26 protein-coding genes are annotated in these 19,934 nt (G+C 47.5%); 9 read left to right on the plus strand and 17 right to left on the minus strand.

Annotated features, from left to right (window positions below):
• The 3 genes from IQE94_RS06295 to IQE94_RS06305 form a co-directional block, all read right to left on the minus strand.
• Positions 1-339: an antibiotic biosynthesis monooxygenase gene (locus IQE94_RS06295; RefSeq protein ID WP_212716877.1), complete on the minus strand. Its 339-nt coding sequence runs from the start codon at positions 337-339 to the stop codon at positions 1-3.
• 142 nt (positions 340-481) lie between these two features.
• Positions 482-1,333 carry a bifunctional 2-polyprenyl-6-hydroxyphenol methylase/3-demethylubiquinol 3-O-methyltransferase UbiG gene (locus tag IQE94_RS06300; protein WP_212716879.1) on the minus strand — a complete coding sequence of 284 codons (852 nt, stop codon included), beginning with the start codon at positions 1,331-1,333 and terminating at the stop codon, positions 482-484.
• 101 nt (positions 1,334-1,434) lie between these two features.
• Positions 1,435-2,718, minus strand: a complete 1,284-nt coding sequence (locus tag IQE94_RS06305) for a TldD/PmbA family protein (protein ID WP_223342932.1) — start codon at positions 2,716-2,718, stop codon at positions 1,435-1,437.
• Positions 2,719-2,961: 243 nt separating this feature from the next.
• On the opposite strand from IQE94_RS06305, the gene IQE94_RS06310 reads away from it, so the two are divergent.
• The gene (locus tag IQE94_RS06310) at positions 2,962-3,429 is read left to right on the plus strand and encodes an ABA4-like family protein (RefSeq protein ID WP_223342933.1); all 468 of its coding nucleotides are present in this window, start codon (positions 2,962-2,964) and stop codon (positions 3,427-3,429) included.
• A gap of 136 nt (positions 3,430-3,565) precedes the next feature.
• Here IQE94_RS06310 and pntB read toward each other — a convergent pair whose 3' ends face one another.
• Genes pntB through pntA form a run of 5 tightly spaced genes read right to left on the minus strand, consistent with a single transcriptional unit; the run spans position 3,566 to position 7,903 of the window.
• Complete coding sequence (gene pntB, locus IQE94_RS06315; RefSeq protein WP_223342934.1) at positions 3,566-5,008, minus strand: Re/Si-specific NAD(P)(+) transhydrogenase subunit beta; 1,443 nt, start codon at positions 5,006-5,008, stop codon at positions 3,566-3,568.
• A 43-nt stretch (positions 5,009-5,051) separates the two neighbouring features.
• Positions 5,052-5,396 (minus strand): DUF86 domain-containing protein, encoded by a 345-nt coding sequence (locus tag IQE94_RS06320; RefSeq protein WP_212716884.1) that lies wholly within the window; start codon positions 5,394-5,396, stop codon positions 5,052-5,054.
• Positions 5,356-5,739, minus strand: a complete 384-nt coding sequence (locus IQE94_RS06325) for a nucleotidyltransferase family protein (RefSeq protein WP_223342935.1) — start codon at positions 5,737-5,739, stop codon at positions 5,356-5,358. The genes IQE94_RS06320 and IQE94_RS06325 overlap by 41 nt, the downstream gene beginning before the upstream one ends.
• A gap of 5 nt (positions 5,740-5,744) precedes the next feature.
• Positions 5,745-6,284: a hypothetical protein gene (locus tag IQE94_RS06330; RefSeq protein WP_223342936.1), complete on the minus strand. Its 540-nt coding sequence runs from the start codon at positions 6,282-6,284 to the stop codon at positions 5,745-5,747.
• A 26-nt stretch (positions 6,285-6,310) separates the two neighbouring features.
• A complete protein-coding gene (gene pntA, locus IQE94_RS06335; RefSeq protein WP_212716887.1) occupies positions 6,311-7,903 on the minus strand; it encodes a Re/Si-specific NAD(P)(+) transhydrogenase subunit alpha in 1,593 nt (530 codons plus the stop codon).
• A 119-nt stretch (positions 7,904-8,022) separates the two neighbouring features.
• On the opposite strand from pntA, the gene IQE94_RS06340 reads away from it, so the two are divergent.
• Positions 8,023-8,406 (plus strand): zinc-ribbon domain containing protein, encoded by a 384-nt coding sequence (locus tag IQE94_RS06340; RefSeq protein ID WP_212716888.1) that lies wholly within the window; start codon positions 8,023-8,025, stop codon positions 8,404-8,406.
• 149 nt (positions 8,407-8,555) lie between these two features.
• Entirely contained in the window at positions 8,556-9,383 is an 828-nt protein-coding gene (gene menB / locus IQE94_RS06345) for a 1,4-dihydroxy-2-naphthoyl-CoA synthase (protein ID WP_212716890.1), read from the plus strand.
• 84 nt (positions 9,384-9,467) lie between these two features.
• Here the strand turns inward: menB and IQE94_RS06350 are convergent, their stop codons facing one another.
• From IQE94_RS06350 to IQE94_RS06365, 4 genes are all read right to left on the minus strand, one after another.
• Positions 9,468-9,731 (minus strand): hypothetical protein, encoded by a 264-nt coding sequence (locus IQE94_RS06350; protein WP_194014515.1) that lies wholly within the window; start codon positions 9,729-9,731, stop codon positions 9,468-9,470.
• 366 nt (positions 9,732-10,097) lie between these two features.
• Entirely contained in the window at positions 10,098-11,060 is a 963-nt protein-coding gene (gshB, locus tag IQE94_RS06355) for a glutathione synthase (RefSeq protein WP_212716892.1), read from the minus strand.
• 79 nt (positions 11,061-11,139) lie between these two features.
• Positions 11,140-11,403 carry a glutaredoxin 3 gene (gene grxC, locus IQE94_RS06360; RefSeq protein ID WP_212716894.1) on the minus strand — a complete coding sequence of 88 codons (264 nt, stop codon included), beginning with the start codon at positions 11,401-11,403 and terminating at the stop codon, positions 11,140-11,142.
• 111 nt (positions 11,404-11,514) lie between these two features.
• The gene (locus tag IQE94_RS06365; RefSeq protein WP_212716897.1) at positions 11,515-11,694 is read right to left on the minus strand and encodes a hypothetical protein; all 180 of its coding nucleotides are present in this window, start codon (positions 11,692-11,694) and stop codon (positions 11,515-11,517) included.
• Positions 11,695-11,826: 132 nt separating this feature from the next.
• Here IQE94_RS06365 and IQE94_RS06370 point away from each other — a divergent pair, with 132 nt between their 5' ends.
• From IQE94_RS06370 to IQE94_RS06380, 3 genes are all read left to right on the plus strand, one after another.
• Entirely contained in the window at positions 11,827-12,717 is an 891-nt protein-coding gene (locus tag IQE94_RS06370; RefSeq protein ID WP_212716899.1) for an alpha/beta fold hydrolase, read from the plus strand.
• 501 nt (positions 12,718-13,218) lie between these two features.
• Complete coding sequence (locus IQE94_RS06375; RefSeq protein WP_190599430.1) at positions 13,219-13,485, plus strand: hypothetical protein; 267 nt, start codon at positions 13,219-13,221, stop codon at positions 13,483-13,485.
• Entirely contained in the window at positions 13,482-13,829 is a 348-nt protein-coding gene (locus IQE94_RS06380) for a type II toxin-antitoxin system PemK/MazF family toxin (RefSeq protein ID WP_194014527.1), read from the plus strand. Before IQE94_RS06375 ends, IQE94_RS06380 begins: the two co-directional genes overlap by 4 nt.
• Before the next feature lie 32 nt (positions 13,830-13,861).
• On the opposite strand, the gene IQE94_RS06385 is transcribed toward IQE94_RS06380, so the two are convergent.
• Positions 13,862-15,229, minus strand: a complete 1,368-nt coding sequence (locus IQE94_RS06385) for a cytosine deaminase (protein WP_212716901.1) — start codon at positions 15,227-15,229, stop codon at positions 13,862-13,864.
• A 164-nt stretch (positions 15,230-15,393) separates the two neighbouring features.
• On the opposite strand from IQE94_RS06385, the gene IQE94_RS06390 reads away from it, so the two are divergent.
• The 3 genes from IQE94_RS06390 to IQE94_RS06400 all read left to right on the plus strand — a co-directional run bounded on the left by IQE94_RS06390 (position 15,394) and on the right by IQE94_RS06400 (position 17,721).
• Positions 15,394-15,822, plus strand: coding sequence for a GtrA family protein (locus IQE94_RS06390; RefSeq protein WP_212716902.1), 429 nt, complete (start codon positions 15,394-15,396; stop codon positions 15,820-15,822).
• A gap of 35 nt (positions 15,823-15,857) precedes the next feature.
• Complete coding sequence (locus IQE94_RS06395) at positions 15,858-17,300, plus strand: hypothetical protein (protein ID WP_223342937.1); 1,443 nt, start codon at positions 15,858-15,860, stop codon at positions 17,298-17,300.
• A gap of 244 nt (positions 17,301-17,544) precedes the next feature.
• Positions 17,545-17,721, plus strand: a complete 177-nt coding sequence (locus tag IQE94_RS06400; protein WP_223342938.1) for a (2Fe-2S)-binding protein — start codon at positions 17,545-17,547, stop codon at positions 17,719-17,721.
• Between the two features lie 68 nt (positions 17,722-17,789).
• Here the strand turns inward: IQE94_RS06400 and IQE94_RS06405 are convergent, their stop codons facing one another.
• The 4 genes from IQE94_RS06405 to IQE94_RS06420 are packed head-to-tail and all read right to left on the minus strand — an operon-like array spanning position 17,790 to position 19,859.
• Complete coding sequence (locus tag IQE94_RS06405) at positions 17,790-18,332, minus strand: DUF192 domain-containing protein (RefSeq protein WP_223342939.1); 543 nt, start codon at positions 18,330-18,332, stop codon at positions 17,790-17,792.
• Positions 18,333-18,368: 36 nt separating this feature from the next.
• Complete coding sequence (locus tag IQE94_RS06410; protein ID WP_223342940.1) at positions 18,369-19,250, minus strand: alpha/beta fold hydrolase; 882 nt, start codon at positions 19,248-19,250, stop codon at positions 18,369-18,371.
• 45 nt (positions 19,251-19,295) lie between these two features.
• Positions 19,296-19,640 (minus strand): histidine triad nucleotide-binding protein, encoded by a 345-nt coding sequence (locus IQE94_RS06415; RefSeq protein WP_212716910.1) that lies wholly within the window; start codon positions 19,638-19,640, stop codon positions 19,296-19,298.
• Positions 19,641-19,691: 51 nt separating this feature from the next.
• A complete protein-coding gene (locus IQE94_RS06420; RefSeq protein WP_212716911.1) occupies positions 19,692-19,859 on the minus strand; it encodes a PCP reductase family protein in 168 nt (55 codons plus the stop codon).
• Positions 19,860-19,934: the final 75 nt, after the last annotated feature.

Raw genomic sequence — 19,934 nt, forward strand, 5'->3', positions numbered from 1 at the left:
TTAGCAGAGCACCTTGCCGTAGGCTTCCACCTCACTACAAACTTCGTAAATATTGGTGACCGGAGGAACATTGAACAAAGGCCCCATTTCATCCAGAATTTTGCGGTGGACTTCCGTTTGATTCGCTTCCATGTCTTCGATGGTATTCCAGAGAATCACAGCAATGCCTTCATCGGAATTGGGTTTTCTCAGCAGGAAGGCGCCCTTAAAGCCGCTTTTATAGGTGGAAATAGCCTTTTCATACAACCGTTGGGCCTCTGTAAACCGACCGGGTTTAAATTCTCCGATCGCCACATAGGCGCATTTATGTTGTAGGCAGTCAAAAAATTCGGCGGACATAGTTGTTCTCTCCGGCGGTGAAGGGGCCTTACTCTACTTATAAGCCTAGGCTTTGGCCACCAAGACAAATTAGTCATTATTCTTAACTTTCCCCTGCCCAGGGTAAATCCCCACCACCACAATGGCGATCACCCCCAGAAATTTAAGCAAGTTTTTGCCAAAGTTGAATTTCATAGCATAAATGATCCCGAAAAATATTCCCGGCCTGTAATCCTTCCTTCACCAGAGCTTTGGCCTGTTTCCCTAAAAAGTAGTCGAAAATTTTATACAAGGGAGGGACTGCAATCCTAACTAAACTAGCCAAATAAGTTAAAGTCGAAACGCCAAAGGTTTGAAAACTTTGCACACAAAGATCCAGGGTCGGTACAATTTGTTGAGAAATATCATCGCTGTCGAGCAGAACAAAACCAGCCTTTGCCATCGCCATCTGCAATTCATCTTTAATCAAACAATTGGAAAACATCCCTGTTTGATACTGTCCATTTTTACGAAACATATCAGCTAGTAGAACATAACCTCCCGGTTTCACCAAGAATTTCGACCCATCAGCAATGGTGTCTGAAGCCATATATTGGGTACTTTCACTAAAAAGCAACAAGTCATATTTGGGAGCGGAATTAATCCGTTGCAAATCTTCTATAAATCCTTGGAAAGTATTGCTATTAAAGCGAGCTTTACCTGCGGTCTTTTGTAAAAAATTGGACTCCTGAAAAGGATCTGGAGCAATGCCTTCCACTTGTAAACCTTTGCCAATTAGTCGACTGGCATTATCCCCGTTGCCACAGCCCACATCCAGTACAGTTTCGATATTTTGTGGTAAAAATGAGAGCAAGTGGTCAGTATATTTTTCCTGGGCATGGCGAAGTTTGGCCATAGTTAAATCATCTTTTGTCTCCGGAACTGGTTGCCAATAACCATAGTGGAGATGGGAAGATCCTGTCAGATCTTGATAGTACTGAAGCGCGGCGTTTTGGTAGCGAGTAACATTATTCATTCAATTACAGTACCATCAAAGCCTAAACAACCGTTGCGCAAATTCCTGATCGGATTTTTTCAATGGTAGTCAAACTGAAATTTCAGTGCCCAAATATAGCGCTAGGCAGTGATGGATACCCCATCTAAAATAATTGATGGAGTAGCACAGGAACCCTGCCAACGGCGGTCTGACCCCAAAGCGACAATCTGACTTAATAGTTCATAAACATTACCGGAAACCATGGTGTCCTTCACTCTGCCGGTAATTTCGCCGTTCTGCACTCGATAGCCCAAATCCACATTGATGGAAAAATCCCCGGAAATATCCGCTCCTCCCCCAAGAATTTGATCGATAATTAAACCATTGTCCAATTTTTTCAGTAACTGATCAAAACTAGCACTTCCCGGTGTGACCAACATATTGACCAAACCCGGTTGGGGGGCACTGCTTAAGCTGGGACGAAAGCCATTTCCCGTGGTGCTTTTACCTAATTCTTCCGCTGTTTCCTGGTCAGTGTAAAACTGGGCAATTGTCCCTGCCTTAATCAAGGCAAGTTTTTGGGTAGGGCTTCCTTCATCGTCAAAGGGGCAATCAAAGGGAATAGCGGTGGGGTCTTGACTAATATTTAATTCCTCAATGGCTACAGTCTGTCCTAACCTTTCGGCCCAGGGAGAGGAACCTTCCACGATCCGTTGGCCATGGAGGGCTTCCCCCACTGTGTCCCACAGTAAACCGGCGGCTCCACTGGTGAGTAAGGCGGGCATTTTGCCCCCCTGGATTTGTTGATTAACCTGTGCCCAAAGTAGGCGTTGCCTCAGATTTTCCACTACCTGTTTGACGTCAGCCTGACCTCGACATTGCTCCCCATCGTAAATAGCCAGGAAATCTTCCCCCCGAATCCATTCCACCCCGAAATAGTAGCTTAAGCTTCTTTCTGTCCAGGTACAGTCTAAGCCTTCACTGTTGAGTAGGCGGGTGCTGTCGGTACTACAGGCTAATTCCCCACTACAAAGCACTTCCGCAAACTCTGACCGTAAACTGGCGATCGCCGTTTGGCCCCAATCGATTAACTGTTCTACAGAAAAACCTTCCCCTAAACTTTCCCGATATTCGTGCCGGGGGCTAGTAAAGCGGGGCGGATTGGGGGGATTCAGTGCGGCCAGGGCCAAGGCTTTTTCGACTAAAATCCCAGGTTCTACCGGCCCATAGGCCACCGCTAAACCGGCCTGACCATTTTTCCATAATCGCAGGGCTACCCCTTCCGATTCTGAACTTTCCAACTGCTTTAACCGATTAGCTTCAAAAAAAACTGGACGAGAAAAGGAACGAGAGCAGTAAACTTCCGCCGCCTCTGCACCGGCTCGTTGTGCTTGGTCAAGGTAAACCGATAGATCGGTGGTCATAGCAAAGATTTAAACTTAATTCTCTCCCCATTATCAACCTATCAACCCCCATTATCGGGTTGACGGCGATCGCCGCCACAATGCAATACCACCAAGTAGTTGACGGCCTAACCCCGTACAATAGACTTCCGTCGTCAACTGTAGTCGCTGGAAGTGCCCCAATCTCCTCAAAACCACAGTTGAACCTTGCCAGACCACTCAAAATTCGCCAGGATCAGTAACACTCCTGCGGACTATTTCTTTATGCTCCTTTCTTCGACGGCAACGGAACTTATTTTTAACGTTAGTAATCTAGGGGTTCTAACGTTCTGGGCCCTGATGATCCTTCTACCGGGATGGCAGGGAACCCAAAAGGTGATGCAGTCATTCATTCCCCTGGCCCTTTTGGCAGTTGTTTATTTGCTCTTATTCATTAATTCCCTGGGATCAACATCGGCCGCCGCCCTGGCTAGCCCGGAATTGGGGGTAATTGCCCAGGCCTTTAGCGACCCCAGTATCATGGCTGTCGGTTGGATACATTACTTAGTGATGGATTTGTTTGTCGGACGCTGGATCTATTGGCAAGGGCGAGAAACGGGCATCTGGACGACCCATTCCCTGATTTTGTGCTTGTTTGCCGGGCCCATCGGTCTTTTATCCCATCTCCTAACCACGGCGATCGTTCAAAAATGGCCAAAATCTTCTTCTTCCCTGGCCTCCACCGATACGTAAACCCGCCAGCCCCAATCTCTGGCCCACACCCGCCTAATTATCTTTGGTGTGGATAACCATCAATAACCGTTGGCAAAAATAGGGGAAATTGTCCACTTCCCCCATTCGCCAATTGATTATGTTTTCAGTGGTGATCCTAGGCAGAAACTAGAACCCTATCGCCACTGGTCGCCTCGTCCTTGGCCCGCAGTTGAGTCAAAATGGCATCGACATTTTTCTTGGCATCCCCGAATAGCATTTGGGTATTTTCCTTATAAAACAAAGGATTTTCCACGCCGGCATAACCGGAAGCCATACTCCGCTTCATCACCACCACTTGTTTGGCTTTCCACACTTCCAGCACCGGCATGCCTGCGATCGCACTGGTGGGGTCTTCCAAAGCACTGGGGTTCACCGTGTCATTGGCTCCAATTACCAACACCACATCGGTTTCGGGGAAATCTTCGTTAATTTCGTCCATTTCCAGCACCACATCGTAGGGCACATTGGCTTCCGCCAGTAAAACGTTCATGTGACCGGGAAGACGGCCAGCGACGGGGTGAATACCAAACCGAACGGCAATACCCTTTTCTTTGAGTAATTTGGTGATTTCTGCCACGGGATGCTGGGCTTGGGCCACTGCCATACCGTAACCAGGGGTAATGATTACACTCTGGGCATCGAGTAATTCCTCTGCCACTTCTTCCGCACTGGTTTTAGTGACTGTACCAGTTACCTCCTGGACTGGCCCTTTGGAAGCTGCACTAGAACCCTCCCCAAAACCACCAAGGATAACGCTGATGAAGGAACGGTTCATGGCTTTACACATGATGTAGCTCAGAATTGCGCCACTGCTTCCCACTAAAGCTCCGGTAATAATCAGCAAATCGTTGGAGAGCATAAAGCCTGCCGCCGCCGCTGCCCAACCGGAGTAGCTGTTGAGCATGGAAATTACCACCGGCATATCTGCCCCCCCGATCGCCGCAACGAGATGGAGGCCCAACACTCCGGCAATGGCAGTCATAATCAGCAGTGGCGTTAAACCAGCGGAATTGTCCAACTGCATGAATTGCACGCCCAAAATGACCGTAGCCACCAGCAGGGAAATGTTCAAAAAGTGCCTAGCCGGGAGCATGAGGGGTTTGCTGCCGATGATGGCCCGCAATTTACCGAAGGCCACAATGGAGCCGGTGAAGGTGACAGCCCCAATAAATACGCCCACATAAATTTCTATTTGATGAATGAAGGCTTCGGAGCCCGTTAGGCCATTTTCCGGAGCCAGGTAATTGGCAACTCCCACTAGGACAGCGGCTAAACCAACAAAACTGTGCAAAATAGCCACCAATTCCGGCATGGAGGTCATGGCCACCCTGGATGCCAATAGGAAACCAATCACGACAGCGGGGATAATAGCCCCCAACAAAGTGGCGTAACCGGTGAAACTTCCCCCCAAAGCCGTGGCTAAAAAGGCGATCGCCATACCGGCAATGCCGTAGAGGTTTCCCCGGCGGGCACTTTCTTGGTTAGCCAGTCCCCCTAGGCTAAAAATAAAGAGAATACTGGCGGCAACGTAGGCCACGGTCTGTAAACTGTTAGACATAGAAATGTTTGATTTTGATTAATGTTAATGATGAAAAAAATGGTCAATCATTTCCTGATTCAATAATGCTTTCCAGAGCGATTATCAAAGGAGGCAAGGAAAACTGAACGGTTTGCCAGATACGATCAATATTGAGACGATCATATTCATGACCAATACGATGTCTCATACCAATGACTTGTCGCCAAGGAATATCTGTAATTGCTTCTTTAGACTTAACTGATATTCTACGGGGCGCTTCACCAATAATTTCAAGTTGGCGAGTGACAGCTGATTGGCACATTAAATTATCTTGAAAAGATTCTAAACTAATGCCCATTGTAAAACTTTGAACCAATTTTGCCGCATTAAGCATATCTTTCGGGTAACTCAACTCGCGGGTTTGCATAAATAACCTGGCAGGATTCTAAAATTGCCTTTTTTCTAAAGGGATTTTGACTTTTTTCGATGCTGATTCGCTCTACTAAGTCAACTTTCCGGTTAAAGGTTTCTTCAAGTTGATCTTCCATATCCACTAGATCTAGAATTGTCCAGAGGATGTTAGACGCAAAAGAGACCAAAACGTCAATGTCACTGTTATCTAGATCAAAATCATCTCGAAGAACTGAACCAAATAGGGCAAGCTCAGTTATTTGCCATTGCTGACAAAATGTAGTAACTTTGCCTGGATCAGTAGTAACTTTGCCTGGATCAATGGAAATTTTATGTTTAAATGCTGGGGAAATTTGCATAGGAATTATCGGGCTATAACGTAGGAAACAGAAATATGAAAACCGGCCTCATGTTGAGTTAATTGGAAATCTTTGATAATTCTGTTGTCCTTAGGGAATACATCCAATTTGCGCTCAGTTAACTCCTCAACAAAATCTCTTAAATTCTGCGTCACTTCTATACTTTCTGGCTCGAGGGGATTGACCAGGCCTTCAAAAAAACTTTCCATAAGTTTTTCTCGTCCGCTTTCAGAAAATACAGCACAATTCCAGGCTAATACTGCCAACTCAAAGGAAAATTCCCTTTCTTCATAGGAATCTTCATCATCAAGAAAGGGGGAAGCAAATTGCTCTAAAACCACAGACATTTTTTTCATGCCCTTTGGTTTTTCAACAAAGGTAATTCCTTTATTGTCCTCGTCATTTGCAAGCCTTTTTTTAAATTGATCGTAGGCCGCTAATTCCTCTTTTCTAATAGATTGAGGAGTAGGCTCCCTTCTTGGTAATTTCTCGCCACGGGTTTCTTCGTGAAATAACCTTTGAAATTCTTTTGATTTTGTGGCCATAATTTAATTCTGATTAAAAAATAAAATTACTTCCGGAACATTTTTAGCATCCGTTGGGTAACTAAAAATCCCCCAGCAATATTGATTGTTCCCACCAAAATGGCGATCGCCCCCAGGATGGTGGTGGGACTATTCAATGGGCCGGAAATTTGGAGCATGCCGCCGATGATGATGATGCCACTAATGGCATTGGTCACGCTCATCAAAGGAGTATGGAGGGCCGGGGCCACATTCCAAATTAATTGCCAGCCCACCACACAGGCCAACACAAAAACTGTGAAATGGGAAAGGAAAGAAGTTGGTGCCCCCAGCCCAATGCCCACCAAGGCGATCGCCGCTAGGGCTAACCAAAGGAAATTACCAGAGCCGGATTTTTTGCCGGATTTGGCTTCACTGTCCACTACGGTCACGGCGGGTTTAGTCGGTTGGGGAGGACTGGGGGGATTAATTTTTGGCGGCGGCCAGGTAACTTTGCCTTCATGGGATACTAAAGCTCCCCGGATTACCTCGTCTTCCACATCCACCTTAAAGTCTTCCGAGCCCCCCATGTCCTTGAGCAAATGCCAAAGATTAGTGCCATACAGTTGGCTGGATTGACTGGCCATGCGACTGGGTAAATCGGTGTAGCCAATGATGGTTACCCCTTCGTAATCGTAAACTTCTCCAGGTTTAGTGACTTCACAATTTCCCCCCTGTTCCGCCGCTAGATCTACCACGACGGAACCGGCCCGCATGGATTTCACCATTGCTTCGGTAATTAACTTGGGAGCAGGACGACCAGGAATTAACGCTGTGGTGATAATAATGTCCACCTCCTGGGCCTGGGCCGCAAATAACGCCATTTCCGCCGCAATGAATTCTTCACTCATGGTCTTGGCGTAACCACCTTGCCCTGTGCCATCCTCTTTGAAATCCAGCAGGAGAAACTCGCCGCCTAAACTTTCCACCTGTTCTTTGACCACTGGGCGGGTATCAAAGGCCCGCACGATCGCCCCTAAACTTTTGGCCGCCCCGATCGCCGCTAGACCGGCCACCCCGGCCCCAATGACTAGAACTTTGGCCGGGGGAACTTTCCCTGCCGCGGTAATTTGCCCGGTGAAAAAGCGTCCAAACCGATTAGCCGCTTCAATTACAGCCCGATAACCGGCAATGTTGGCCATGGAACTAAGGGCATCTAGCTTCTGGGCCCGGCTAATACGGGGCACCGCATCCATGGCTAGCACGGTGATATTTTTGGCGGCCAATTTCTCCAGCAGTTCTGGACTCTGGGCGGGCCAAATGAAACTAATTAAAGTTTTCCCTTCCGGCAACTCTTCCACTTCCTCCGGAGCAGGGGGACGCACCTTGAGAATAATATCCGCTTGGTTAAATAACGTTTGGCGATCGCCAACGATTTGACAACCGAGGGCTTCGTAGAGTGCATCAGCAAAATCAGCCCGACTGCCGGCCCCCGTTTCTAGCAGGAGGTCAAAGCCCAACTTTTGTAGCTTTTTCGCGGTGTCAGGGGTCATGGCCACCCGACATTCCTGGTCAAAGCACTCCCTGGGCACCCCAATCTTTTTCGGGGCTGGGGCAGAAGTAAGGGGAGCAACAGCAGTGGCTGGGGCGGCAATGGTCATGGAAAAAAAATTGGAATAAACACTGGGTTCCTAACTTGCATACTAAGGCGATCATCAAAGTTTTGGGCCAATTTCTTAGAATTGAACAGTTAAGATTGTTTGACAACCAAGTTTCAGCTATGACTAGGCGTAAGGCAAAAAAGCAAAAATTGGAAGCCGCCAGACTCCGCCGAGTTAAGCAAAGAGGCCCCATAAATCCCTGTGATCCCAACGTTATTCCACCAGCGGAAGCCATCATGGCCAATCCCCAGGCATTGAGCCATAACAACACCTATGGCCCGATGCCCAGATTCTATGTGGACCAATTGGTGCAATGTCGTCAGTGCGGCAAGGAAGAGATCTGGAGAGCCGCAGCCCAGCAATGGTGGTACGAAGTGGCCAAGGGCAATATCAATTCCAAGGCCGTACTCTGTCGAGCCTGTCGGGCTGTGGAAAAACAAAGGAAAGCAGCGGCTAGAAAGCAACACCAGAATGGCTTAGCCTTGAAAGAAAAACGTGATTAGTCTGACTTTAGGATTGGGGGCAATGGTCATGGGGTGATTGATTGTCGCTTCAGATTCACTATTACCATCCAACGGCGATCGTCCAAAAAGAGAGTGAAACCTTCACCCTGCAACCGTAAGATAGGTAGGGATTGCTCAGGAGGGAACCCATGGATTGGCACGTTGCAAAAAATTACGAGGATATTCTCTATTACAAAGCAGGTGGCATCGCCAAAATTGTCATCAACCGTCCCCATAAACGCAACGCCTTTCGTCCCCAAACCGTTTTTGAACTCTATGATGCGTTTTGTAACGCCCGGGAAGATAGCCGCATTGGCGTAGTGCTACTAACCGGAGCCGGGCCCCACAGTGATGGCAAGTATGCATTTTGTTCCGGTGGTGACCAATCTGTCCGGGGGGAAGGGGGCTATATCGACGATCAAGGCACTCCCCGCCTTAACGTGCTTGATTTGCAACGGTTAATTCGCTCCATGCCCAAGGTTGTCATCGCCCTAGTCGCTGGCTATGCCATTGGCGGTGGCCACGTTTTACATCTGGTGTGTGACCTAACTATTGCCGCCGATAACGCTGTTTTTGGCCAAACTGGGCCGAAAGTCGGTAGTTTTGACGGAGGCTTTGGCTCCAGTTACTTAGCTCGCATTGTTGGGCAAAAAAAAGCTAGGGAAATTTGGTATCTCTGCCGGCAATACTCTGCCCAGGAAGCCGAACGCATGGGCATGGTCAACACCGTTGTTCCCGTCGACCGCCTGGAGAAAGAAGGTGTTCAATGGGCCAAGGAAATTTTGAGTAAAAGCCCTTTGGCAATCCGTTGCCTCAAAGCCGCTTTTAATGCAGACTGTGACGGCCAAGCCGGGTTACAGGAATTAGCCGGTAACGCCACCTTGCTCTATTACATGACCGCCGAAGGTAGTGAAGGCAAACAAGCCTTTTTGGAAAAACGCTCCCCCGATTTTAGCCAATATCCCTGGTTGCCATAACTCTAATAATGAACTTTTCGCGCCATCAGTCCCAAGCTATCTAGTTAATTCTAACCAATCCTGCCATGCCCAAAAACGCCTTACCTAGGCCGCTTCGGCGGTGATCATAGTTTCTGAAGGTTCTTCCACCACATCATCCTTGGTGGTGAGGGCATAGGCATGCTCCAAATGAACCACATCTTCAAGGTTTTCCCAAGAACCAGCAAAGGGCCTTGCCGCCAAAGAACAAGCTTTCCATTGTGCTTGCACTGGCACATTCAGTTGATTACAAATGCCTCCCCGCCTACCTTCAGCTTGGTAGTAACGGCAATAGCGACAGGAAGAAGTAACAAAGTTAGCGGTTTTCATTGGTGAGGCGTGGGGAAATTAGGCAGTTATTAAAGTGTTTGAAAAATATCAGCTCGAACTTTCTAGATGTTTATATTTTGCCCTATGCAACCAAGGGGGCAGATTCCCATTAAACTGTTACCCTGTCTGCGTTTACCTGTCCAACGGGAGCAAATTCTCTTCAGGTTGTCTTAATATTCGTTTTACAAATCGATACTTTTGGCATAGTACCTAACCTTAGCGCGTAACAAAATCTTTAAATAGTGGAATGGGATGGAATAAAAAAAGGCGGGGATCAAGAAAAAACAAGGCTAAAATGACCGGTTGCCCAATTAATAATCTTTTTTTTAATCAAACTTACTAAGATTGAGCTATCTTGATCCCAGGTTAAAATTGCTTTTCTAACCAGTAAATTACCTTTTCCCCCAGGCGCACTCCTTCGAGGCGGTCAATCTCCCGGATCCCCGTCGGACTCGTAACATTGACTTCCGTTAGGTAGCCTCCGATAACATCAATGCCGACAAAATATAGACCATCGGCCTGCAATTTAGGTTTTAGTAAAGCGCAAATTTCTGCTTCCCTGGAGGTAATGATTGTGGGGGCCACTCGACCACCGACTGCCATATTTCCCCGGAATTCCGCCCCGCTGGGAATGCGATTGACAGCCCCAATCGGATCACCATCCAGCAGGATAATCCGTTTGTCACCGTCTTTGGCAGCAGGTAAAAAACGTTGCACCATTACTGGTTCCCTACCTTGTTGAGTACTAATTTCAACCAGGGAGTTAAAGTTACGATCGCCAGGATCTAGGAATAAAATTCCCTCCCCAGCCTTACCACCCAAGGGTTTTAACACTGCCGCTCCCTGCTCTTCCAAAAATTGACGGATCAGACCCTTATCCAAACTAACTACTGTGGAGGGCATCATCGACGCAAATTGCAGGGTGTACATTTTTTCGTTAGCTTCCCGCAGCCCCTGGGGAGAATTGATTACCATGGTTTCTGTGGGGGCCAGTAACTCCAAAATGAAAGTGGCGTAAAGGTACTGAACTGTCACCGGCGGGTCCTTGCGCATGAACACCGCTTGGCATGTAGTCAGAGACATCCACTGGGACTCAGACACTTCGTACCAAGGTTGGGAAACTTGCCAGTGGCCATCCACCAAACTCACCGGCTGAAGACGAACCGCCGCCAACTTAGCCCAGGCTTGGCCATTGATAACCGATAAGTCCCCCACTGAGGTTACCAAAACTTCATGGCCCAGTTTTTGGGCTGCTTCCATCATGGCCACAGTGGAATCATGGCCAGGATCGAGTTTTTCTAGGGGATCGACAATAAAAGCCAGTTTCACAGGGTCAATATCCTTGGGATGGGGGCAAAAGCCGTAATGATTAAAGACAAATAGTACAAATACCGATTAGCTCGCCCAACTATTGAAGCAGGGGGTCTAATTTGCCGGCACTTTCCAGGGCGTAGATATCATCACAGCCGCCAATGTGTTGGTCGTCAATAAAAATTTGGGGCAAGCTCCTTCTGCCGTTGGCCCTTTCTGCCATGGACTCTCTGGCTTCGTTATCGCCGTCAATGCAATATTCTTGAAACTCTATCCCTTTACGTTTCAATAACGCCAGGGCTCTCATGCAAAAGGGGCAGGTGCTCCATGTATAAATTTCAACCTTTGCCGAAACAGCCATGGCCATGCTTAATGTAAAGATTTGTACAGTTATGATTATAGCTGACCCTGTTCGTGGTTAGCGGTGAGCGACAAGCAATAATTGGCTGATCCTAATGGGCCATGCTCAATCTTAAGGTAGCAATGGGCCGTTGGCGATCGCCGTAATGAAGGGAAACAGACCCATGGTTTCCATTGGCGCTGGCACCATTTCCCCACGAAAGTCGAGAATTTGTACTAAAACTAGATAGGCTACAGCTAAAATAATCGAGATGGCACCGGTGACAATGGCCACAATTTTGCCTGAATCCATAGTGAGCTCCGCCCCAATTTCCCTGGGGAGATCTGTTTTCGCCTGATCCTACCACGGCTTCTCCAGGGGTTTTGGGACAGGCTTGTTCCTCCCCAACCACCGATCGCCACTTTTGGCCAGCACCATTTGACTATGATTTTTTCCTTAACTGTCCCCGTACCGGCATTTACCGAAGCAACGTCCTTGGAATGTTGGCGACAAATGCAACAAGTTTCCTTGCCCGTCCATTGCTCCGATCGCCCCAGCCCCATTGCCGTGGACACTAACTATGTCGACCAGGGTCAGGGGGAAACGATGCTTTTCCTCCATGGCTTTGACAGTTCGGTGTTGGAATTTCGCCGCCTACTGCCCCTAATAAAAAAAGATTTTCGGGTGATCGCCGTCGATTTGTTGGGATTTGGCTTCACAACTAGATCTAAAACATTACCGCCTACTCCAGCTAACATCAAAATTCACCTAGATCATTTTTGGCAAACAGTTATTCAAGAACCAATTACCTTAGTGGGGGTGTCCATGGGGGGAGCAGTGGCCCTAGATTTTTGCCTCAGCTTTCCCGAACGAGTCAAAAAACTAGTGCTGATAGATAGTGCTGGTCTGGCCAAACAACCCTTTGCCAGTCGGTTGATGTTTGCACCGGTTGATCGTTGGTTGACTAAATTTTTAGCTAATCCTAACGTGCGACAAAGCATTGGCCAGGCCGCCTATTACGACCGGAATTTGGCCAGTGAGGATGCTCGCCGCTGTGCAGAAGCCCATTTAGCCTGTGCCGGTTGGAGTGACGGACTGATTGCCTTCACCAAAAGCGGCGGCTATGGCTCCTTTTCCCAGCAGTTGGGGCAAATTGCCTCACCGAGTCTGATTATTTGGGGTAAACAAGACAAAATTTTAGGCACTAAAGCCCCGGAGCAGTTCCGTCGCCTGTTGCCCCAGAGCCAACTACTCTGGCTTGATACCTGTGGCCATGTGCCTCACTTGGAACAACCGGAAGCCACCGCCGCTGCCCTCAGACAATTTTGTCTATGACCACCAAGGTATAAAATCTTCTCCCTGGCTTTTAGAATTGAGATTAATAAAGGATAACTGCATCCAGCCGGGGGGATTTTCTTTAGGAAAGAATGGGAAAGGAGTATTATCGTTTACTTTGGTTGGCGCCCCATGCTGGTTCAAAACGTGGAACAAAACTAATTTACAAGTGAACTTATCGGCCCAATTATCATCTTCAAGTAATGATTTTTACTAGTACATACTTTGTTCGTTATCTAGGGTTGAAGAGCCTGTCTAATAAAGGTTTTGTAAACATTGACAATACATGGTCTAACTGATTATGGTTGTCGGAGTTAAAAACAATTATAAAGGTGACTATCCCCACGAATTGTTTACTTTTCTGCTACTATGTCTTCTATCCAACCAAAGATTATTTTCTCCTCAGTATCTATTTTGCACTGGTTCATCATTGCCTAAGATAATGTTGAAAATTTAATAATCTTTTGGTTGCCAAGGGTCCACATTTCACACTGCTACATAATGTCTATCAATGCTTACAAACTAGCTACGACATTGACAGAAGATGGCACGCTCCTGCTCCAGGATTTGCCGTGTCCAGCTGGTACTTCCGTAGAAGTTATTGTGTTGGTCGCTCCCCAGGGAATGGTTCTTCCCCAAGCTGAGAGGGCCCAAGGCCCTGCCCCCGGCAAAGTGGGGGAATCTGGGGCTGACTATATGGCCGCCACTGCCGACACTATGACCGAATGGAATTCTGAAGCTGATAATTCTGCATATCGACACCTATGAACACAATTTACGAACAATTTGACGTCGTCATTGTCCCAGTTCCCTTCACGGATAGGCAATCTGATATTCGTCGCCCCGCTTTAATTTTGTCTGACGCCCCTGCTTTTAATAACCGCATTGGTCACAGTGTTATGGCTATGATCACCTCGGCTAAAAATGCTCCTTGGCCCCTCGATACTCCCATCGAAGATACCCGTTCAGCGGGCTTATTCACTCCTTCTGTGGTGAGAATGAAACTGTTTACCCTGGAGCATAAGTACATCCTCGACTGCGTTGGTTCCCTATCCAAGCAAGACCGATTGATGGTTAAAAGCGCCTTTCCCCACGTTTTTAAGCTGAGTTAAGTTAATTAATTCATGGGATTGTCATCGGGTTTTTATGACCCCACTACCCCAAACCCCATCAAGTTATCCAATTCTTGGTATTCCGGTGGGCGATGATGGGTGGGTTTTCCCCTGCGTATTACTAGGCGATCGCCTTGGGAACGGGAGAAAAGCTCACTGAAGTGACGGGCTGGAAAGATGACAAAATCTGCTGGGCCATCTACAGCGAGGCAACCATGACCGACAAGTCCCATTAATTGGGCCGGGGTGTGATTGACGGTGGCACACCAGCGACCGTAGGGGGGATCCAGTTGGCCAATGCGTACGGATTGGTTCAATACTTCCAGGCCATCATGGTCGCCAAAGGGAAAAAACGGATCCCGACAGTTATCACTGGCAAATACGAGGGGAATACCCTGAGCTTGAATGGCATGAACTTTGGTAATGCCCCGCCAGGCCGGTTCCTGGGGCTGATCGCGGCCCTGGAGATACAGGTTGCACAGGGGCAAACTAATGATGGCAATATTGGCCTGCTTGACTAAATCCAGAGTTTGCTGGACTTGCTGGGGGGATTGCACATCCAAACTGCAACAGTGCCCACAGACAATTTGACCGGTAAAACCAACTTTTAAGGCGATGGCGGCTACTTGATGTAACACTCGGGAGCGGCGATCGCCATTTTCATCGACGTGGAGGTCAATGGCTAAATTCCTGGTCTGGGCGAGGCTAAACAGACGGGTTAACTGGGCCTCCACCTGGGGGCCGGCATAGGCCACTCCCCCTAAAATTCCTCCCCACTCTGTCATCTGATCGGCCAACTTTTCTGCCTCTGGAGTGAGGTAATAGTCTGTGGTGACCATGGCCACCCCCTGCAACGTCAGGCGATCGACCCAGGTCTGGCGCAGTTGACGAAAAACCTCCCAAACCATTTGTCCCCTCTGCCCTGCGGATTCCAAGTGAGTCCGCACAGCCACTGTGCCGTGGGCGTAACTACACCGGAGACCAAATTCCATTCTGCGGTAAACATCCTCCGGCTGCCGATGGTTGGCCGCATCCCGTTGGGTGCTGGCAATGGCCCCGGCAAAGGTTCCATTCCCATTGGGCGATCGCCCCCAGATATGGCCCTTATCCAGGTGAGTATGCATATCCACAAAACAAGGCAAGATCATTCTTCTACCTAAATTCACCCTGGGGACATCATCGTCGGTAACTAAGTCGAGCTCTTCCCCTTGCCCAACAGCAATGATATTTTTGATTTTGCCGTCGGCAATTTCCAGATTATAAAGTCCTAAATCTTCCCAGGGACTGGGGAACTGAAAATTTTCGGGAAAATTTACCTTGATTTTAACCAAATTAGGAAGAATATGGGCATTTTCAAGCCAATAGTGGCCATTACTTGGAAAAGCCAGAGGGGAAGACATAAAAATTTTAATTAGTTTGCCGTTGGAGCAACTCAGGGCCAAGCCCCGGCGCCTTACATTACTCTCCAGAAAAAAATTTAGCCCCTGTTGGAGATTAGATGCCAATTTTCCTAGAACATTGACCAGTATAATAGCCGGATTATCTGCCCTTTACCGACTTTGCCATGATTACCAGGGAAACTTTGCCCATTTATCTACAACGCCTGTGGCGGAATGCAATGGTGCGCTGGTGGATCATCGGCATTATCGCCATGGTCTTTAACGTTGTCCTGCTGGATTGGTTTAAGGTGTCCCTCGGCATGACCCTTACCTGGGCTTCTGTCCTCTCTGCTGAAGTTATTACCATTATTCGCTACGGGGCGATCGACCTCTGGGTCTTTCGTAATCCCAGTCTTTCTTGGCAACGCTGTTGGGAATACCATGTGGCTAACTTTAGTGGCTTTTTTCTCTGGAGTTTCATTATTGTGATCTTGGGCAATAAGCTGGGCTGGGATCATAAAATAGCGGCGATCGTAGCCACCATGATTACCGTTTTTTGGAGCATGGCCACCAACTTTCTTTGGGTCTGGCGTAAACCAAAAAAGAAAGCTTAATTTACAGCCCATTGGTGTAAGGGAAGGGACAGATAATGGTAGGTAAAATTTTTTACTTCATTAACGACGAAAAAAATCTTAAATACTGCTTTTTAATCGCAATAGCTGTCACTTTAGGGATTTTTTTGCTCAAGTTCTTCGTCACTGGTTTTGGGGTGTACGGTGATGGATTAGGCTATTACACCCCCTTGAGGTCTTTATTATTTGATGGCAACCTCAGGGTAGATAACGAATACAGATATTACGCTGAAACGGCAGGACGATTTAACAGCAGTCCCCGGGTATTTGGCCCCATTCCAGAATACAGCAAATACACGGTAGGTCTAGGCATGGTTCTGTTACCATTCTTTGCCTTAGGCCATCTTGTTGCTCTGATTTTACATCAGTTTAATAGCACTATTTCCATCAATGGCATGTCCTGGCCCTATGAGTTATTTTACTGTTTAGGAAGCATTAGTTTAGGTATCACTGGTTTAGCCTTGAGTTATTTGTTTGCTCGGCGTTATTTTTCCCACCTCAATTGTTTATTGGCAGTGGCAGGAATTTGGTTTGCTTCACCATTGAGCTACTACCTATTCCTGGAAGTATCCATGTCCCACGCGGTTTCTGCTTTTCTGATCGCCTTATTTTTATACGGCATATTCACTAAACCTTGGTTAAACAATGGCCGTTGGCAAATTGTCCTTGGGATGATGATCGCCTTTGCCGCTTGGGTCAGGCCCCAGGATGTGCTGTTTTTTTTCGCACCGATATTGGTGGCAACGATTGGTTTTGAAGCGGAATTATCGAACAAAAAAGAACAGAATTTAGCAGCTATTAATTGGAGCAAAGCGAGTCAAACTATTTTTATCAATATTACTAAGAGAGAATTTTGGCAACCACTGCTAGTAATGCTGACAGTGGCTGTGTTAATGCAAATTCCCCAGCTATTAATTTATATTTGGCAGTATGGTGGCATTGACCGCATTCCCTATCTAGAGGAAGGACAAGCCACAGGCCATGGAAGCAGTTTTAATTGGTTGCAACCATCCCTTTGGCAAGTATTATTCTCCGGTCACCGGGGCCTATTTATTTGGCATCCCATAACTTTACTGGCGGTGGTTGGCTTCGTGCTGAGTTGGCGACTATTGCCCCGTTTAAACACTATTTTCTTGGTAACTTTCTTAGCTCAAGTTTATTTTATTGCCGCCTGGTGGTCTTGGTGGCAGGGGGCTAGTGTAGGGGGGAGAATGTTTAGTAATTGCACTTTTTTATTTGTGTTTGGGATAGCCCGTTTTTGGCAAAAATTTCCCCGTCAACGCTGGCAGAAATGGGCGGTTTTTGTCACAGCTATTTTTGCTTTTTGGAATATGCTAATTGTTTTGCAGTATCAGTCCGGCATGATTCCACCAGAAGCTCCGGTAACGTTAGTGGAACTATACCAAAATCAATTTAGGGTTATTCCTTTTTTTATTAATCATCTTCTGAGTAAGTTTTGAAGCTGAACTATCCAAAACTGAATTAAAAATTTCTTGATAATTAGTATTTGCAATACTTGGCAACTGATTTACTGATGTCGTGTAAAGTAGGGCAGTCACCCCGGATAGCCTATTTTCCCAAACTTTGAGCCTGTGGCAGGACAAACGCCAAAAAGATTGTTTTTTCTTGCTCCTTGAGGCATAATGAAAATAATTTGCAATAGTCTTTATTAAATTTCCCATCAAAATTTACGGAAAAGCCCTTATGTATATCTGCGTTTGCCGGGGTATCAGCGATAAGCAAATTGAAGCCGCCGCCCAGCAGGGTATTACTTCCTTGGAAGAGTTGTCTGAGTCCATGGGGGTAGGGGCTGACTGTGGCGTGTGTCAGGGCCATGCCTGTCAGGTGCTGGAGGCGATCGCCAGACAAAAAGCAACCTGAGGGTTCAAAAAAAACAAAAAGAGCCGGATTAAGGAAAATTATATCAACAACACATTAGACCATCGAGCCTACTGGGGAGGAACGTTCACTGATAGGGGTTGAAACTCTAACATTTGGTTAATCTTCAAACCCAGTTCTTCCGCTCGCCCAGCCCCCAATTCCAATACCTGATTAATCTCCTGGCTGAGGGGGCCGTAACTTGGGCAAGGATCGGCTTTGCAGGGGGGCACATTGGGAATAATTTGTTTAATCTGCCCATCTCGCAGAAAGATCATATCTAAGGGAATCAGAGTATTTTTCATCCAAAAACGGGCAATTCTTGGCTCTGGAAAAGTGAATAACATTCCCCGATCGCCGGCTAGTTCGGTACGGAACATCAGGCCTTGGGCTTGTTGGGCCTGGGTTGTAGCCACTTCTAAAAGAATTGTCTCTGCACCAATGGTTACTTGCGCCGTCAGGGGCAAAGATTCCACCACCGGCGATCGAGAGTAACTAGGACTACACCCCACCGTCCCCATTGCCAATCCGACACCAAAGCCAATGGTTACCAAAGTCCGCACAATAGATTGGGCCTTAGCTTGACCTAGGTTAGGGAAAGTCAAAGGGGTCATGGCAAACGATGGGGATTAACCCCAAGGGATAGGGAACTAACCAATGGTAGCTAACCAATCCCGCATCAGCCGATTGACGGTGGACGGATCTTCATCGTGGGGACAGTGCCCTGCTGGTAAAAAATGTTCCGTTAATTGGGGATAATGTTGCCGAAATTTGACGCTTCTTTCCTTGACCCGCATCCAGGGATCCCCCTCTCCCCAAATGACCAACAGGGGCGCTTGCAATTTAGCCAGCAGTTTATCTACCATTTCCCCCTGGGGAGATTTAAACACCGAGGCAAACACCTGGGCCGCCCCCGCATCGCAGGAAGGACGATAAATTTCCTCCACCAGGCGATCGGTTATCGCTGTTTGATCTACGTAAACTTTTTTCAGGGTTTTCCGAATGGTAGGTTTGCGGCGCAAATATTGGAACAGCAAATAACTAGGCAGGGGCTGGAGCATCAAACTTTGAATTGCTTTTTGTACGAGATTAATGCTGCGCTCACTGAGCTGATCCCCAAAGGGCCCGGCGCTATTGAGCAATACCACCCCGGCAATCTTGTCACCACCGTTGGCCGCGGCACAGAGGGAAGCGTAGCCCCCCAGGGAATTGCCCGCCACCACTGTTTTTTCGCCAATCACCTGGTCAATGAAATCCAACAATTGTTGTTCCCACAGTTGACCGCTATATTCCTGGGCTGGTTTATCCGATCGCCCGAAGCCCAACAGATCAATAGCCCACACCTGGAACTGCTCCTGGAGTTCTTCAATGTTTTTACGCCAGTGGTCAGTGGAGGCGCCAAAACCGTGCACCAGCAGTAGGGAGGGCCGATCTGCCTGGGGTTGTCCTGCCTGGACATAGTGAACTTTGTGCCCTTGCCATTGCCAATAATTACCTGTTGGTGCGGTGATCTGGGGCGAAAAGGACTGCATCTTGTTAAGAATTGTTAAGTGAGTTTATTTTCCCATCATAACCCTTCAACCCGGAGGCCAGCTAAAAGGGCGATCGCCGAGGATATGGAGGTGGAGATGGAACACAGTTTGTCCCACTTCGGCCCCGTTATTGATAACTAAACGAAACTGATCGCCAATGCCTAAATCCGCCGCCACTTCCTTAGTCTTGAGCAAAAGATGGCCCAGTAGGGCATGGTCTTCCGGAGTGGCCGCCGACAATTGGGGCAGGGGCTTTTTGGGAATTAGGAGCACATGGACTGGGGCCTGGGGGTTAACGTCCTTAAAAGCTAGACAAAGATCATCTTCATAGATGATCGCCGCTGGAATTTCGCGACGAATAATTTTGCCAAAAATGGTATCTTCTGCCATGGTTTGAACCTCAATTGCCACCATTCAGATTAACCCACCACCGGGGCACGGCTAATTGAATTTTTGTTTAGCCTGTTCATAAACAGCTTCCGTTATCTCTGTGATTCCCGCTTCCCTGGCAAAATTTTCTATTTTCTTGCGGGCAGCAGGACGAACGAAAAAAGGAATTTCCTTTAAACGATTGGTGGCTTCGTCACTCCAGATCATGGGATCACTCATTGAAAAAACGGTTTTTAAACTTCGCCCTTCAGGACGACTTGACAGGCACATTTTAACCCAGAGGCTTGGCCAAGA

The sequence above is a fragment of the Synechocystis sp. PCC 7339 genome, assembly GCF_019924095.1.
GTDB lineage: Bacteria > Cyanobacteriota > Cyanobacteriia > Cyanobacteriales > Microcystaceae > Synechocystis.

Coding starts and splice junctions, on each gene's coding strand:
- IQE94_RS06380 (WP_194014527.1), top strand. CDS start 13,482: ATGAACACAATTTACGAACAATTTGACGTCGTCATTGTCCCAGTTCCC.
- IQE94_RS06385 (WP_212716901.1), bottom strand. CDS start 15,229: ATGTCTTCCCCTCTGGCTTTTCCAAGTAATGGCCACTATTGGCTTGAA.
- IQE94_RS06375 (WP_190599430.1), top strand. CDS start 13,219: ATGTCTATCAATGCTTACAAACTAGCTACGACATTGACAGAAGATGGC.
- IQE94_RS06400 (WP_223342938.1), top strand. CDS start 17,545: ATGTATATCTGCGTTTGCCGGGGTATCAGCGATAAGCAAATTGAAGCC.
- IQE94_RS06415 (WP_212716910.1), bottom strand. CDS start 19,640: ATGGCAGAAGATACCATTTTTGGCAAAATTATTCGTCGCGAAATTCCA.
- IQE94_RS06300 (WP_212716879.1), bottom strand. CDS start 1,333: ATGAATAATGTTACTCGCTACCAAAACGCCGCGCTTCAGTACTATCAA.
- pntB (WP_223342934.1), bottom strand. CDS start 5,008: ATGTCTAACAGTTTACAGACCGTGGCCTACGTTGCCGCCAGTATTCTC.
- menB (WP_212716890.1), top strand. CDS start 8,556: ATGGATTGGCACGTTGCAAAAAATTACGAGGATATTCTCTATTACAAA.
- IQE94_RS06410 (WP_223342940.1), bottom strand. CDS start 19,250: ATGCAGTCCTTTTCGCCCCAGATCACCGCACCAACAGGTAATTATTGG.
- IQE94_RS06305 (WP_223342932.1), bottom strand. CDS start 2,718: ATGACCACCGATCTATCGGTTTACCTTGACCAAGCACAACGAGCCGGT.
- IQE94_RS06325 (WP_223342935.1), bottom strand. CDS start 5,739: ATGCAAATTTCCCCAGCATTTAAACATAAAATTTCCATTGATCCAGGC.
- IQE94_RS06320 (WP_212716884.1), bottom strand. CDS start 5,396: ATGCAAACCCGCGAGTTGAGTTACCCGAAAGATATGCTTAATGCGGCA.
- IQE94_RS06350 (WP_194014515.1), bottom strand. CDS start 9,731: ATGAAAACCGCTAACTTTGTTACTTCTTCCTGTCGCTATTGCCGTTAC.
- grxC (WP_212716894.1), bottom strand. CDS start 11,403: ATGGCTGTTTCGGCAAAGGTTGAAATTTATACATGGAGCACCTGCCCC.
- IQE94_RS06340 (WP_212716888.1), top strand. CDS start 8,023: ATGACTAGGCGTAAGGCAAAAAAGCAAAAATTGGAAGCCGCCAGACTC.
- IQE94_RS06370 (WP_212716899.1), top strand. CDS start 11,827: ATGATTTTTTCCTTAACTGTCCCCGTACCGGCATTTACCGAAGCAACG.
- IQE94_RS06330 (WP_223342936.1), bottom strand. CDS start 6,284: ATGGCCACAAAATCAAAAGAATTTCAAAGGTTATTTCACGAAGAAACC.
- IQE94_RS06405 (WP_223342939.1), bottom strand. CDS start 18,332: ATGACCCCTTTGACTTTCCCTAACCTAGGTCAAGCTAAGGCCCAATCT.
- IQE94_RS06420 (WP_212716911.1), bottom strand. CDS start 19,859: ATGAGTGATCCCATGATCTGGAGTGACGAAGCCACCAATCGTTTAAAG.
- IQE94_RS06310 (WP_223342933.1), top strand. CDS start 2,962: ATGCTCCTTTCTTCGACGGCAACGGAACTTATTTTTAACGTTAGTAAT.
- pntA (WP_212716887.1), bottom strand. CDS start 7,903: ATGACCATTGCCGCCCCAGCCACTGCTGTTGCTCCCCTTACTTCTGCC.
- IQE94_RS06395 (WP_223342937.1), top strand. CDS start 15,858: ATGGTAGGTAAAATTTTTTACTTCATTAACGACGAAAAAAATCTTAAA.
- IQE94_RS06365 (WP_212716897.1), bottom strand. CDS start 11,694: ATGGATTCAGGCAAAATTGTGGCCATTGTCACCGGTGCCATCTCGATT.
- IQE94_RS06390 (WP_212716902.1), top strand. CDS start 15,394: ATGATTACCAGGGAAACTTTGCCCATTTATCTACAACGCCTGTGGCGG.
- IQE94_RS06295 (WP_212716877.1), bottom strand. CDS start 339: ATGTCCGCCGAATTTTTTGACTGCCTACAACATAAATGCGCCTATGTG.